The organism is Streptomyces nojiriensis (assembly GCF_017639205.1).
Classification (GTDB): domain Bacteria; phylum Actinomycetota; class Actinomycetes; order Streptomycetales; family Streptomycetaceae; genus Streptomyces; species Streptomyces nojiriensis.
The window spans coordinates 5,902,148-5,915,549 of sequence record NZ_CP071139.1; the positions used below are offsets into that span (position 1 = coordinate 5,902,148).

A 13,402-nucleotide genomic window follows, 5' to 3' on the forward strand; every position below is an offset into this window, starting at 1 on the left:
GCGATGCACGACGACGAAAACAGCTCCGAGCACGGTGACGGCGCCCCCGGCGTTCGCCAGCCGCGAAACCCGGAGGGAATCCGCCGGCGCAGCCCGGTGATCGCCGTGACCGGCGCCGCCTCGGGAGTCGGCGCGGCCCTGGTGAGCCGCCTGGCCGCCTCCGACGAGGTCAAGCAGGTCGTCGCCATCGACGAGCGGCGGGGGGACTGCGCCGCCGCGCAGTGGCACATCCTCGACGTACGGGACCCCGCGATCGCCGAGAAGCTGCGCGGCGCGGACGTCGTGGTCCACCTCGCGCTGGACCTCGACCTGGAGACCGACCCGGCCGCCCGCACGGCGTACAACGTGCGCGGCACCCAGACCGTCCTGACGGCCGCCGCCGCGGCCGGCGTGCACCGCGTCGTGCTCTGCACCTCGGCGATGGTCTACGGGGCCCTGCCGGACAACGACATCCCGCTGTCCGAGGACTCCGAGCTGCGGGCCACCGCCGAGGCGACCGGCGTCGGCGACCTGCTGGAGATCGAGCGCCTCGGCCGCCGGGCCCCGCGCGCGCACCCCGGACTGAACGTCACCGTGATCCGTCCGGCCGTCCTGGTCGGCGGCACCGACACCGCCCTGACCCGGTACTTCGAGTCCCCGCGGCTGCTCGTCGTGGCGGGATCCCGCCCCACCTGGCAGTTCTGCCACGTGGACGACCTGGTCAGCGCCCTGGAGTACGCGGCCCTGGAGAAGGTCGAGGGCGAGCTGGCCGTGGGCTGCGAGGGGTGGCTGGAGCAGGAGGAGGTCGAGGAGCTGAGCGGCATCCGCCGCATGGAGCTCCCCTCCGCGGTCGCCCTGGGAGCGGCGGCCCGGCTGCACCGGATCGGTCTGACCCCGTCCCCGGCCGGGGACCTCGCCTACACGATGCACCCGTGGGTGGTCAGCGTCAGCGGGCTGCACGCGGCGGGCTGGCGGCCGCGCTGGACCAACGAGGAGGTGCTCGCCGAGCTGCTCCAGGAGGTCTCGGGCCGCCACACGGTCGCGGGCCGCCGGCTGGGCCGCAGGGACGCCGCCACGGCCGCCGGTGCGGCGGGCGCGACGGTGGCGCTGCTGGGCGCGGCCGCCGCCGTCCGCCTGGCACGCAAGCGCCGCGGGATCTGACCGGCCCCCGCCCCGGCTCCGGCGCCGCGCACGCCGTCCGGCCGGGCGGACCGCAGGGTTCCGCGGGTCCGCCCTGTAGGAGGCTCCCAAGGCGGCGCCCGCGCCCCGGGCGAATCTGCTATTTCGCCGTGTCAGCGGCTAGGGCACGATGAGGGCATGGCACCGCACTTCGACCACCCCGGTGAGCAGGCCGCTTCGGACCCGATCCGGCTGCTCCAGATCCGCGAGACCGCCCTGTCGATCGACGAGGTCTTCCAGGCCGTCGGCGACGACGCGTCGGGCGGTACGACGCTCTTCGTCGGCACGGTGCGCAACCACGACGGCGGGGCGGACGTCGACTCGCTCGGCTACTCCTGCCACCCGACCGCCGAGGCCGAGATGCGCCGCGTGGCCGAGCGCGTCGTGGCCAAGTTCCCGGTCCGCGCCCTGGCGGCCGTGCACCGCGTCGGCGACCTGGCCGTGGGCGACCTGGCCGTCGTCGTCGCCGTGTCCTGCCCGCACCGGGGCGAGGCCTTCGAGGCCGCCCGGATGCTGATCGACGACCTCAAGCACGAGGTCCCGATCTGGAAGCACCAGACGTTCAGCGACGGCACCGAGGAGTGGGTCGGCGCCTGCTGAGGCTCCGGCTACGCAGGCCCGCCGGGAGGAGTCCGGCCTTCAAGGAGGGCGTCGTTCAGCGACGGCACCGAGGAGTGGGTCGGCGCCTGCTGAGGCTCCGGCCGCGCAGGCCCGCCGGGAGGAGTCCGGCACGGCCGGGCGAAGCCCGTGAGGCGCTCCGGCGCCGACTGAACCCCCGGTCACGGAACGCCACCCGGAAGGCGGTAGCCTCGCACCCGTTCGGCCGCGCAACACGCCCTCGATTTGCGTAACCCCCCCATGGGCACGAGCGTTGAAGCCACCAACGAAACGTACTTCGGGGTAGGGAGGCACGCCCATGGCGTCTTTGGCGTGGTTGCTGATTCCGCTGTTCGCCGCGATCGGAGCGGCGATATGGGGCAGCTGGGCGGCACGCGACCGCACACAGGGTGACATATCCGAGCTCGCGGGTTATGCCCGGTTCCGGGAAGCCATGGCCAACGCCGATCAGGCGAGGGTGAAGGCCGACGCCCATTCCTCCTCGTCCGCCCACTCCGCCTCCGACGCCGTCTGAGGCGTCCGCCGCCGTTCGACGCTCCGCGTCCGTCCCGCTCCGGTCCGCCGCCGTCGGTGAGATTCCGCTGAGAGTTTCGCGTGCGGACCCCGTACGGACCGGCCCCGAGGGCCGCCCGCCAGGGCCGTCCCGTACTGTCGGATCCATGCCACGCCGCACCGCGACGATGCTCGCTTCCACCCTGGTGCTGTTCGCGCTGCTCTGCGCAGGGGTGTTCATCAAGGTCCCGTACTCCGAGATGAGCCCCGGCCCGACGGTGAACACGCTCGGGGACTCGCACGGCGCGCCCGTCCTCAACATCGCCGGACGCAAGACGTACCCGACCAGCGGTCACCTCAACATGACCACGGTCCGCGTCACCGGTGCGGACTACGACATGAGCCTGGTGGAAGCGGTCTACGGCTGGCTGGCCGGCGACAACATCGTCGTCCCGCACGAGAACCTCTACCCGAACGGGAAGACGGAGGCGGAGTCCACCCAGGAGAACGCCGAGGAGTTCAGCCAGTCGCAGCAGAGCGCCAAGGTGGCGGCCCTGAAGCAGCTCGGCATCCCGGTCACCGCCCGGGTGATCGTCTCCACCGTGGTCAAGGACAGCCCCGCCGAGGGCCGGCTGCACGCCGGGGACGTGATCAAGGCCGTGGACGGCACCGCCGTCACCGCACCCGAGGACGTGGCCAAGCTCGTCACCAAGCACAAGCCGGGCGAGCCGGTGGAGTTCACGATCGTGCCCGCCAAGGAGGCGACCGAGGCGGCGAAGGCCGGCAACAACGACCCCGCCACCTCGAAGCTGACAATCACCGCGGGCAAGGCGGAGGGCGACGGTCACGCCATCGTCGGCATCCGGGCCGGCACCGACCACACCTTCCCGTTCACGATCGACATCAAGCTCGCCGACGTCGGCGGCCCGAGCGCCGGGCTGATGTTCGCCCTCGGCATCGTCGACAAGCTCACCCCGGAGGACCTGACCGGCGGGAAGTTCGTCGCGGGCACCGGCACCATCGACGACGCGGGCAAGGTCGGCCCCATCGGCGGCATCCAGATGAAGACCATCGGCGCCCGCAAGGCCGGTGCCGAGTACTTCCTGACGCCCGCCGAGAACTGCGCCTCCGCGGCCTCCCACACCCCCGACGGGCTGACCCTGGTCAAGGTGTCCACCATCGACGACGCCACGAAGGCACTGGAGAAGATCAGCAAGGGGGACACGGCCGGGCTGCCGCGGTGCACGCGCTAACCCCGACCGTTCCGTCCCCCTGACGGGCAAGGCTTACGAGAAGGTCGCCGCCAGGGCCTCCGCGAGGCCGGGGACCAGGCCCGCACCGGTGAGGACCTCCGTCGAGGAGTCCTTCTCGCGCAGTCGTACGGCCGACTCGCGCGATCCGTCGCGCAGCACGGCCACGGTGAGGCGCACCTCCTGCCGCTCCGGGTGCCCGGCGACCCACTTCGCGAGCTGCTTGTCGTTCAGCCCCTCCGGTACGGAGGCCTCCGCGGACGGCGGCAGCATCAGCCGCTCCACCGTGAGGGCACAGCCGACGACGGCGTCGGGCCAGGCGATGGTGCCGAGGAACTTGTCGAGCGGCGTCCCCTTCGGGACCTCGTCCTGCTCGATGGGGGTGAGGGAGGACTTGCCGGCGTCGTCCTGGTCGAGACCGAGCTGGCTCGCCAGCCGCGGCTCCTGCTTCTTGAGCCGGGCGGTGTCGACGAGGGCGAAGAGCCGCGCGGGCTTGTCCCAGCCGAGGCCGGCCGCGTACTCGTCGATCTCGAGGCAGGCGCGGGTGAGCGGGCCGGCCGCCATGGGGGTGCCGGGGGAAGGTGAAAGGTTGGACATGGGCAACATCCTGCCTCCTTTCCATCGATTACCGGGAACTGACCGAAGCCTCAGTAAGTTGCATGAGTGGGCCCTACGATCGGGGGCCCGTTCATTACCAGACTCAGCTTTCGAGGTGCGCACCTTGGCTTTCCAGATGCCGGACCGCGGCGGAGGCCCTTCCGGGCCACGGATGAGAGTCGGCCGCCCCTCCCGGCGGGCGAGAACTCTCCTCATGACCTTGGGCGTACTGGCCGTCCTGGCCATGCTCTTCATCATGTTCGCGGGCTTCTGGACTGACTGGCTCTGGTTCCGCTCCGTGAAGTACTCCACCGTCTTCACCACCACCCTGTGGACCAAGATCGGCCTCTTCGCCGTCTTCGGTCTGCTGATGGCCGGTGCGGTCGGGCTGAACATCTGGCTGGCCTATCGGCTGCGGCCGCCGCTCAGCGCGATGTCGATGGAGCAGCAGAGCCTCGACCGCTACCGGATGAGCATCGCCCCGTACAAGAAGTGGCTGCTGCTGGGCATCGCCGTGCTCGTCGGCCTGATCGCGGGCGCTTCGGCGGCCGGCCAGTGGAAGACCTGGCTCATGTACGTGAACGGCGTGCCCTTCGGTTCGAAGGACCCGCAGTTCCACATGGACGTGTCCTTCTACACCTTCGACCTGCCCTGGTACCGCTTCCTGCTCGGCTTCGGCTTCGCCGCCGTCGTGCTGTCGGTGATCGCCGCGGCCGTCGTGCACTACCTGTACGGCGGACTGCGCGTGACCAGCCCGGGTGCACGGGCCACCGCCGCCGCCACCGGGCACCTCTCGGTGCTGCTCGGCCTCTTCGTCACGCTCAAGGCGGTCGCCTACTGGCTCGACCGGTACGGGCTCGCCGTGAAGTCCAGCGACTTCAAGGCCGCCGACAACTGGACGGGCCTGCGCTACGTCGACGCCAACGCCTACCTGCCGGCGAAGACGATCCTCGTCGCCATCGCCGCGATCTGCGCCGTGCTGTTCTTCGCGACGCTGTGGCGCCGCACCTGGCAGCTCCCGGTCATCGGCTTCGGCCTGATGGTGCTCTCGGCGATCCTGATCGGCGGGCTCTACCCGGCGATCGTGCAGAAGTTCCAGGTCCAGCCGAACGAGCAGGCCAAGGAATCCCCGTACGTCCAGAAGAACATCAAGGCCACGCGCGACGCCTACGGCATCGCCGGCTCGGAGGTCACGGACTACCCGGGCGTCCCGCAGACGGAGGACCGGGGCAAGCTGCGGCCGCAGGCCGACACCACGGCCAGCATCCGCATCCTCGACCCGAACATCGTCTCGCCGGCCTTCCAGCAGCTCCAGCAGGTCAAGGGCTACTACGCCTTCCCGTCCACGCTCGCCGTGGACCGGTACAGCGGCCAGGACACGGTCATCGGGCTGCGCGAGCTGAACATCGGCGGCATCCCGAAGAACAACTGGATCAACGACCACTTCAAGTACACGCACGGTTACGGCGTGGTCGCGGCCAAGGGCACCACCGTGAAGGAGGGCGCTCCCGACTTCACCCAGTCCGACCTGCCCTCCAAGGGTGTGTTCGGCACGGACTTCGAGCAGCGCATCTACTACGGCGAGCAGACGAAGCAGTACTCGATCGTCGGCGGTCCGCAGAAGGAGCTCGACTACTCGGACGACAAGGGCGAGAAGGAGACGAGCTACAAGGGCGACTCCGGCGTCAATCTCGACAACCCGGTCAACCGGGCCGCCTACGCGCTCACCTTCAACGAGCCGCAGATCCTCTACTCGGGCGCCATCGGCGACGGCTCGCGGATCCTCTACAACCGCACGCCCAAGCAGCGCGTCGAGGCCGTCGCCCCGTGGCTGACCATCGACGGTGCGCCCTACCCGGCCGTGATCGACGGCCGGATCAAGTGGATCGTCGACGCGTACACGACCACCAACGGCTACCCGTACGCCTCGCGCACCACGCTGGGCCAGAGCACCGCGGACTCGCTGACCAACAGCCAGCGCGCGGTGGTCGCCCAGGAGAACCAGGTCAACTACATCCGCAACTCGGTCAAGGCCACCGTCGACGCGTACGACGGCTCGGTGGACCTGTACCAGTGGGACACCCAGGACCCGGTCCTGAAGACCTGGATGAAGGCGTTCCCGGGCACGGTCAAGCCCAAGGCCGACATCGCCAAGCCGCTCATGGAACACCTCCGGTACCCGCAGGACCTCTTCAAGGTCCAGCGCGAGCTGCTGACCCGGTACCACGTCACCGACCCGCAGACCTTCCTCAGCGGCAGTGAGGCGTGGGCGGTCCCGGACGACCCGACGACCAAGGCCGGTACGGCCGTTCCGCCGTACTACCTGTCGATGAAGATGCCGGGCCAGAAGGAGAAGGACCAGGTCTTCTCGCTCACTACGACGTTCACGCCGAACGAGCGGCCCAACCTGAGCGCCTTCATGGCGGTCAACGCCGATCCGGGCACCCCGGACTACGGCAAGATCCGCATTCTGAAGATGCCGACGAGCAAGCCGCCGGACGGCCCCGGCCAGGTGCAGAGCAAGTTCCAGTCGGAGCCGAAGATCGCCGAGTCCATCCGCCTGCTGCGCGGTGGCGACTCGGAGATCGAGTACGGCAACCTGCTCGCGGTGCCGCTCGACGGCGGGATGCTCTACGTGGAGCCGGTCTACGTCCGCAGCTCCGGCCTGAAGTACCCGCTGCTGCGCAAGGTGCTGGTGACCTACGGCAACCAGACCGCCTTCGAGGACACCCTCGAGAAGGCGCTGAACGTGGTCTTCGGGGCCGAGGCGCCGACCGTTCCGGTACCCCCGGCGCAGCCGCCCGGCGAGGGCACCGTCACGCCGCCAACCGCCCAGGACCCGACGGTCAAGGCGGCTCTCGGTGACGCGCAGAAGGCCATCGAGGATGCCGAGAAGGCCCGGCAGGCCGGCGACTGGGCGGCCTTCGGCAAGGCCCAGGACGAGATCAAGGCGGCGCTGAAGCGGGCGATCGAGGCCGAGGCGAAGCTGACGACACCCACCCCGTCCGGCCAATGATCACTGGGTAATGGTTCCACCCCGCGTCGTGATACGGTGGTTTCACCGACGCGGGGTGGAGCAGCTCGGTAGCTCGCTGGGCTCATAACCCAGAGGTCGCAGGTTCAAATCCTGTCCCCGCTACTGAAGATGAAGGCCCGGATCCATGGGATCCGGGCCTTCGTCATGTCCGGGACGGACACGCGGTAACCGGGGAGGGTGACTTGTGGGTGGAGCGTGTTTGACTTACCCCACTGTGGGCATGTCGACAAAACGCTGTAGTGACCTCACTGGCTGCGACATACCAGGTGTACGCGGGTAGCAGGTGATGCGACGATGGGATTTATGGGGGACAGGTCAACTCTGCTGGAGACAGGGCGGTTTGTGAGGGCGGAGTCCGGGACGGACACAGAGGCCGAGGGGGCGGCTCCGGTCGCCGACGCGCAGATCGCACTGACCGATGCGGACTTCTTGGACAAGCACAGCGCGGAGGAGATTTTCGCCGAGACCGACGCGGCGAGCGACGCCGAGCTCGAAGCCCGGCACCGGGCGGCCGCCGACAAGGGCGACCCCGGAGCCATGAGCGTGCTCGGCGCGCTGCTGCTGCGCCGCGGCGACCTCGACGGCGCCGAACCGTACCTGAGGGGAGCCACCGGGGAAGGGGACCGCGCCGCCGCGAACAACCTCGGCGTGCTGCTCCACCAGCGGGGCTACCCCGAGGATGCGGCCGGCTGGTGGCGGGTCGCCGCCGTCGCCGGATCCGCCCCCGCCGCGCACGCCCTGGGCCGCTACTTCCGCGAGCGCGGGGACGAGCCCGCCGCCGAGTACTGGATGCGGCAGGCGGCCGAGTCCGGCCACGCGCTGGGCGCGTACGGGCTGGCCGACCTGCTGGAGCACCGCGGGGACAAGGGCGTCGAGCGGTGGTTCCGCGCCGCTGCCGAACAGGGGCACCGCGAAGCCGCGTACCGGCTGGCGAGGCACCTGCGCAAGGGCGACCCCACCGAGGCCGAGCAGTGGTACCGGCAGGCGGCCGCGCGCGGGCACCGGCGCGCCGCCCTGCACCTGGGCGCCCTGCTGGAGGCGCGCGGCGAGCTCAAGGAGGCCGGACGCTGGTACCTGACCTCCGCCAAGCAGGGCGAGGCCCGGGCCGCGTGCGCGCTCGGCTTCCTGCTGCGCGACGCCGGCGACGAGGAGAGCGCCGCCGTGTGGTGGCACCGGGCGGCGCAGGACGGCGACGGCAACGCCGCCAACGCGCTGGGCGCGCTGCACGCCGCACGCGGCGAGACCCAGACCGCGGAGCGCTGGTACCGGACCGCCATGGATGCGGGCGACCAAAACGGGGCGTACAACCTTGCTCTGCTGTGCGTCGCACAGGACCGGACCGCGCAGGCCGAGCAGTGGTACCGGCGGGCCGCCTACGCCGGGCACCGCGAGGCGGCCAACGCGCTGGCGATCATGCTGCTCCAGGTCGGGGACGCCGCGGGCGCCGAGCCGTGGTTCTCCAAGGCCGCCGAGGCGGGCAGCGTCGACGCCGCGTTCAACCTCGGGATCCTGTTCGCCAGCCGCGACGAGGACCGGACGGCGCTGAAGTGGTACGAGCGGGCCGCGTCGGCCGGTCACACCGACGCGGCGCTGCAGGTCGGCATCGCGCTCGTGCGGGACGGCGAGGACCGGGCGGCCGAGCGGCACCTGCGCTGCGCGGCGGGCGGCGGCAGCGCGGAGGCGGCGTTCCGCCTGGCCGCGCTGCTGGAGTCGCTGGCCCCGCCGCCGGAGCCGGTGGCCCTGGGCGAGCCCGTGGGCGGCGCCCCGCGCACCGAGAGCGAGGAGTGGTACGAGCGGGCCGCCGAGCTGGGGCACCGCCGGGCCCAGGTGCGGGTCGGCATGCTGGCCGCCGCCCGCGGCGACCTGGCCGTCGCCGCGCGCTGGTACCGGGAGGCGGCCGAGGCCGGCTCCCGCAACGGCGCCTTCAACCTCGGGCTGCTGCTGGCCCGCGAGGGGAACGAGCCGGAGGCCGCCCTGTGGTGGACCCGCGCTGCGGTGGCCGGCCACGGCCGCGCCGCCCTGCGCCTCGGCCTGCTGGCGGCCCGCCACGGGGACCTCGCGGAGGGCCAGAAGTGGTGCGTGCGGGCCATGGAACTGGGCCCGGCCGAGGTCTCGGAACGCGCGGCCCGGCTCCGCGAGGCCCTGGCCGAGGAACTCTCGGCCTGAGGCCCGGCGGGGCGCCCGCTCCGGCTCCTAGCGGTAGAGCCAGGAGGTGGAGCGGGAGTAGACGTGCCGGAAGGCGATCGGCATCAGCAGGTCGTTGACCCGGCGCCGCACCGTGCCCGGGGTCTTCGCGTCGCGGTTCGTCGCCGCGGCCCGGGTCATCCGGGCCACCCGGGGGCGGCGCAGCCGGGTGTACTCGGCCAGGGCCGCCTCCACGCCCGGAACCGACGCGACGCACCGGGCCAGGGCCACCGCGTCCTCGATCGCCATCGACGCGCCCTGCCCGGCCCCGACCGGGTGGGCCGCGTCGCCGATCAGGACGGTGCGCCCGTCGTGCCAGACGGGCACGTCCGCCAGCCGGTGCATCGGCATCGGCCGGTCGACGCGGGTGGCCGCCCGGATCAGGGACAGCGGCAGCTCCTCCTTGCCGTACAGCTCCGCCAGGCGGGCCCGGGTGGCCTCCGCCGGGTCCGGGGGCTCCGGGGCCGGCACCTGGGCCGACCACCAGACCGTGCCGTCCGCCGCCGGGACGCACAGGAACGCCCCCCGCCGGCCGAAGACGAAGTGGTAGGTGCCGGGGGTGAGGTGCACGCCTTCGGAGACCCCCGACACGCAGTAGAGCCCCGCGTACCGCACCTGTGGCGCCGCCGGGTCCAGCGCCGAGCGGGTGGCGGACCAGATGCCGTCGGCCGCCACCACCAGGTCCGCGTCCAGGTCCGCCGGGTCCACCCGCCGCCCCGTCTCGATCCGGGCTCCGGCCCGGACCGCCTCGGTGCGCAGCACCTCCACCAGCCGCCCGCGCAGCAGCGTCGTGCTGTGCAGGCTGTCCGAGGCGAGCCGGCCGCGCGGCACCTCCCCGAGGAGCTTGCCCGACGCGGACCACATCCGCTGCAGGGCGACCGGGAACCCGGCGGCCTGTACCTGCGGGAGGCAGCCCAGGGCCTCCAGCCCCCGCAGCCCGTTGACGGCGAGGCTGAGGTACGAGCCCACCTGCCCGGCCGGATCCTCGTACGCCTCGTGGATCGTGACCTCCGCGCCGGTCGCGCGGCGCAGGGCGATCGCGCTCGCCGATCCGGCGACTCCGCCCCCGATGACTGACACACGCATGCCCGACCTCTTTCGCTGAATTCACATTCACTGAACTCTGATTCGGTGAAACTCGGTTCAGTATGATGAGGCGCGGAAGACGGCGTCAAGTGGGAACGGGGATCGCGGTGGGAGTGCGCAAGGAGCGGGCGGCAGGCACGGAGGCGGCGCTCAAGGAGGCGGCGCGGGCGCTCTTCCTGGAGCGCGGCTACGCGCAGACGAAGATCACCGACATCACCAAGGCCGCCGGCCGGTCCACCGGGTCGTTCTACGAGCACTTCGCGGGCAAGGACGAGCTGCTGGACGCGCTGCTCGCGGACATGGGGGCCCAGGTGGATGCGGCGGTCGGTGCCGACGACCACCCCCGCGAGCACGACCTCGCCGACCGGGCGCAGCTGCGGACGCATGTAGCGGTCGCCTGGGACGCCTTCCGGGACCATCTGCCCGTCGTGGTCGCCCTCTTCCAGAAGTCCATGGCCGAACCGCCCGGCTCGGGACGGGCCTGGGGGGGCCTCGTCGAGGACACCGCGCCCCTGCGCGAGCACCTCGCGTACATGCGCGAACAGGGCCGTGAGCTGCCCGGGGACCCCGAACTGGTCGCGGCGGCGATCGGGGCGATGATCTCGATGCTGGGGTACGCCGCCATGACCGGCGGGGCCGGACTCGACGACGACGAGGTGGTGGAGATGCTGACCGCGCTCCTGCACCGGGGGCTGGCCGGTTAACCGATTTGCATCTGCCGCGGGCCTTCACGTAACGTTGGGTTTACCGACGCGGGGTGGAGCAGCTCGGTAGCTCGCTGGGCTCATAACCCAGAGGTCGCAGGTTCAAATCCTGTCCCCGCTACTGAAGACTCAGGGCCCGGATCCAATGGATCCGGGCCCTGGGTCGTTCCTGGCGCGTTTTCGACTGCAAGAAGGCGAACGCGAAGGGCTCGGACCCCTCAGGGGGTCCGAGCCCTTTCGTGTGCGTGCGCTCAGGCGGCCGCGCAGTTCGGGCAGACGCCGCGGTACGTCACCTCGACCGCCGACACGACGAAGCCGAAGCGTTCCGTGTCCGGCAGGTCCGCCAGCGGGTTGCCCGCCGGGTGCACGTCGCGGATCGCGCCGCACTGGGCGCAGACCAGGTGCTGGTGGGGCCGGTGGGCGTTCGGGTCGTACCGCTTGGCGCGGCGGTCCGTGGAGACCTCCAGTACCTCGCCGAGGGTGACGAGTTCGCCCAGGGTGTTGTAGACGGTCGCACGGGAGATCTCGGGCAGCCTGGCCACCGCGAGCGCGTGCACCTCGTCGGCCGTCAGGTGCACGTGGTCACCGTCGAGCACCTCGGCCACGACACGCCGCTGCGCCGTCATGCGCCAGCCGCGTCCGCGAAGTCGATCCAGCAGGTCACTCATAGACATCAGCCTAACAGTGAGGGGATTCGGTGTAACTCCCGAACCGGTGCGGACTTGGATGCTTACTTGACTTAGACAAAGTCCATCGTAGGATCGGTTACGGCAAACGCCAAGGACAGGACACGCAGGCATGACGCAGGAGGCGCACGTGACGCAGGGACCGCTCACCACGGAGGCCGGAGCGCCGGTCGCCGACAACCAGAACAGCGAGACCGCCGGCGTCGGCGGCCCCGTTCTGGTCCAGGACCAGCTGCTGCTCGAGAAGCTCGCGCACTTCAACCGCGAGCGCATCCCGGAGCGCGTGGTGCACGCCCGCGGCGCCGGTGCGTACGGCACCTTCACGCTGACCCGCGACGTCTCGCAGTGGACCCGGGCCAAGTTCCTGTCCGAGGTCGGCAAGGAGACCGAGACCTTCCTGCGCTTCTCCACCGTCGCCGGCAACCTCGGCAGCGCCGACGCGGTCCGCGACCCCCGCGGCTGGGCGCTGAAGTTCTACACCGAAGAGGGCAACTACGACCTCGTCGGCAACAACACCCCGGTGTTCTTCATCAAGGACGCCATCAAGTTCCCCGACTTCATCCACACCCAGAAGCGCGACCCGTACACGGGCTCGCAGGAGGCGGACAACGTCTGGGACTTCTGGGGCCTGTCGCCCGAGTCCACCCACCAGGTGACCTGGCTGTTCGGCGACCGCGGCATACCCGCGTCCTACCGCCACATGAACGGCTACGGCTCGCACACGTTCCAGTGGAACAACGAGGCCGGCGAGGTCTTCTGGGTCAAGTACCACTTCAAGACCGACCAGGGCATCAAGAACCTCACCCAGGCCGAGGCCAACAAGCTCGCCGGCGAGGACCCCGACTCGCACCAGCGCGACCTGCGCGAGTCCATCGAGCGCGGCGACTTCCCGACCTGGACCGTGCAGGTCCAGATCATGCCCGCGGCCGAGGCGGCCCAGTACCGCTTCAACCCGTTCGACCTCACCAAGGTGTGGCCGCACGAGGACTACCCGCCGATCGAGATCGGCAAGCTGGAGCTCAACCGCAACCCGGAGAACGTCTTCGCCGAGGTCGAGCAGAGCATCTTCAGCCCGGCGCACTTCGTCCCCGGCATCGGTCCGTCCCCGGACAAGATGCTCCAGGGCCGCCTCTTCGGCTACGGCGACGCCCACCGCTACCGCGTCGGCATCAACGCCGACCACCTGCCGGTGAACCGCCCGCACGCCACCGAGGCGCGCACCAACTCCCGCGACGGCTACCTGTACGACGGCCGCCACAAGGGCGCGAAGAACTACGAGCCGAACAGCTTCGGCGGCCCGCACCAGACGGACCGCCCGCTGTGGCAGCCCATCGACGTGACCGGTGGCACCGGCAACCACGCCGCCGCCGTCCACAGCGAGGACAACGACTTCGTCCAGGCGGGCAACCTCTACCGCCTGTACTCGGAGGACGAGAAGTCCCGCCTGATCGAGAACCTGTCCGGCTTCATCGCCAAGGTCTCCCGCGACGACATCGTCGAGCGCGCGATCAACAACTTCCGCCAGGCGGACGGTGACTTCGGCAAGCGGCTCGAAGCCGCGGTCCAGGCCCTCCGCGGCTGACACGGAGC

The 13,402-nt window shown here is 71.0% G+C and carries 11 protein-coding genes and 2 tRNA genes; 10 read left to right on the plus strand and 3 right to left on the minus strand.

Going from position 1 to position 13,402, the window contains the following annotated elements:
- Positions 1 to 3: 3 nt before the first annotated feature.
- From JYK04_RS27645 to JYK04_RS27660, 4 genes are all read left to right on the plus strand, one after another.
- Positions 4 to 1,140 carry an SDR family oxidoreductase gene (locus tag JYK04_RS27645; protein ID WP_373297348.1) on the plus strand — a complete coding sequence of 379 codons (1,137 nt, stop codon included), beginning with the start codon at positions 4 to 6 and terminating at the stop codon, positions 1,138 to 1,140.
- A 156-nt stretch (positions 1,141 to 1,296) separates the two neighbouring features.
- A complete protein-coding gene (locus JYK04_RS27650; RefSeq protein WP_189732663.1) occupies positions 1,297 to 1,758 on the plus strand; it encodes a molybdenum cofactor biosynthesis protein MoaE in 462 nt (153 codons plus the stop codon).
- A gap of 316 nt (positions 1,759 to 2,074) precedes the next feature.
- A complete protein-coding gene (locus tag JYK04_RS27655; protein ID WP_189732662.1) occupies positions 2,075 to 2,290 on the plus strand; it encodes a hypothetical protein in 216 nt (71 codons plus the stop codon).
- A 145-nt stretch (positions 2,291 to 2,435) separates the two neighbouring features.
- Entirely contained in the window at positions 2,436 to 3,521 is a 1,086-nt protein-coding gene (locus JYK04_RS27660) for a YlbL family protein (RefSeq protein WP_189732660.1), read from the plus strand.
- A gap of 33 nt (positions 3,522 to 3,554) precedes the next feature.
- On the opposite strand, the gene JYK04_RS27665 is transcribed toward JYK04_RS27660, so the two are convergent.
- Positions 3,555 to 4,124: a PPA1309 family protein gene (locus JYK04_RS27665; RefSeq protein ID WP_189732658.1), complete on the minus strand. Its 570-nt coding sequence runs from the start codon at positions 4,122 to 4,124 to the stop codon at positions 3,555 to 3,557.
- Between the two features lie 127 nt (positions 4,125 to 4,251).
- On the opposite strand from JYK04_RS27665, the gene JYK04_RS27670 reads away from it, so the two are divergent.
- The 3 genes from JYK04_RS27670 to JYK04_RS27680 all read left to right on the plus strand — a co-directional run bounded on the left by JYK04_RS27670 (position 4,252) and on the right by JYK04_RS27680 (position 9,318).
- The gene (locus JYK04_RS27670) at positions 4,252 to 7,131 is read left to right on the plus strand and encodes a UPF0182 family membrane protein (RefSeq protein ID WP_189733677.1); all 2,880 of its coding nucleotides are present in this window, start codon (positions 4,252 to 4,254) and stop codon (positions 7,129 to 7,131) included.
- A gap of 49 nt (positions 7,132 to 7,180) precedes the next feature.
- Positions 7,181 to 7,254, plus strand: a tRNA-Met gene (locus tag JYK04_RS27675).
- A 192-nt stretch (positions 7,255 to 7,446) separates the two neighbouring features.
- Entirely contained in the window at positions 7,447 to 9,318 is a 1,872-nt protein-coding gene (locus JYK04_RS27680; RefSeq protein ID WP_189732656.1) for a tetratricopeptide repeat protein, read from the plus strand.
- Positions 9,319 to 9,345: 27 nt separating this feature from the next.
- On the opposite strand, the gene JYK04_RS27685 is transcribed toward JYK04_RS27680, so the two are convergent.
- Positions 9,346 to 10,422, minus strand: coding sequence for an FAD-dependent monooxygenase (locus tag JYK04_RS27685; RefSeq protein WP_189732654.1), 1,077 nt, complete (start codon positions 10,420 to 10,422; stop codon positions 9,346 to 9,348).
- A gap of 107 nt (positions 10,423 to 10,529) precedes the next feature.
- Between JYK04_RS27685 and JYK04_RS27690 the strand changes: the two genes are divergently transcribed.
- Positions 10,530 to 11,126, plus strand: a complete 597-nt coding sequence (locus JYK04_RS27690) for a TetR/AcrR family transcriptional regulator (protein WP_189732652.1) — start codon at positions 10,530 to 10,532, stop codon at positions 11,124 to 11,126.
- Between the two features lie 47 nt (positions 11,127 to 11,173).
- A tRNA-Met gene (locus JYK04_RS27695) sits at positions 11,174 to 11,247 on the plus strand.
- A gap of 130 nt (positions 11,248 to 11,377) precedes the next feature.
- Here the strand turns inward: JYK04_RS27695 and JYK04_RS27700 are convergent.
- On the minus strand, positions 11,378 to 11,794 hold the full coding sequence (locus tag JYK04_RS27700; RefSeq protein ID WP_189732650.1) for a Fur family transcriptional regulator: 417 nt from the start codon (positions 11,792 to 11,794) through the stop codon (positions 11,378 to 11,380).
- A gap of 130 nt (positions 11,795 to 11,924) precedes the next feature.
- Here JYK04_RS27700 and JYK04_RS27705 point away from each other — a divergent pair, with 130 nt between their 5' ends.
- Positions 11,925 to 13,394 (plus strand): catalase, encoded by a 1,470-nt coding sequence (locus tag JYK04_RS27705; protein ID WP_189732648.1) that lies wholly within the window; start codon positions 11,925 to 11,927, stop codon positions 13,392 to 13,394.
- The last annotated feature ends 8 nt before the right edge of the window (positions 13,395 to 13,402 follow it).